Source organism: Paraburkholderia sediminicola (assembly GCF_046027355.1).
GTDB lineage: Bacteria > Pseudomonadota > Gammaproteobacteria > Burkholderiales > Burkholderiaceae > Paraburkholderia > Paraburkholderia sediminicola_B.
In genome coordinates, this window is sequence record NZ_JAQQEK010000128.1 from 1 (window position 1) to 797 (window position 797).

Below are 797 nucleotides of genomic sequence, written 5' to 3' on the forward strand. Positions count from 1 at the left end.
CTTATCTGGTGACCAAGGCCGTGTCGACCACTGCTGCATAGCGCTGACCGGTCGGCACTCGGTTTGAAACGAGGCGCGTCGAGGAAGGGCTAGTTGTCGATAGCCCTGACGGCAGCCAGATGTCAGCTTGTGCGCGGCCCGGAAGTTTGAGGCTATAGTCGGCTCTAAACGGACCTTGAGCCAGTTGCGACGGTATCGGCAGCCCCCTTAACCGGCCTTTAGATTGTCAAAGACGAACGCTCCTTTATCGGCCATTGCCGATATTCAGGGGCTAGTGCAACAGAGGCGGCTATAAGCTATTTTCCGGCCTCTCGTCTCCACGAGCTTGCGCTTGTGCAGCTTCAAGTATCCTCAACGCCAACAGATTGGCGGCTGGCTGGCGACTATGGGCGGGACGATCGACCAGTCCAACTTCCCTGAAGAAGGTGGCTTCCCCAAGACTCAAAGCAACAACACCGTCCGGAAGCGACAGCGCAGATGTGGATGGAAGTAGCGCGACCCCGGCGCCACGCCGCACAAGCTGAACAATCCCTTGAAGTTCATCAAGTTCAATTGCCTCCTTCACAGAAATTCTTGAGCAGCGCAGAAACTGATCAACCAGCCTGCCGTCGAAAGCGTTTCGATCGTAGCGGATGAACGGCTCCGCTTCCAGCAACTCTCGCCACGTGAAGCGTTGATGCCTCTCCTGTGCCAGTAGGAAGAAGGGCTCAGATAGCCTTACATGACAACTTTATGTACGAGCACTTAGGCGGCGAAAGCAAAGGGTAGATACGTGTCTCGTACGCGGCGCGTCTGAG

1 pseudogene is annotated in these 797 nt (G+C 56.2%); it reads right to left on the reverse strand.

From position 1 onward, the window contains the following. Positions 1–289: 289 nt before the first annotated feature. Positions 290–715 (reverse strand): annotated as a pseudogene (locus PQR42_RS45580) (LysR substrate-binding domain-containing protein); the annotation flags it as partial. Between the last annotated feature and the right edge of the window lie 82 nt (positions 716–797).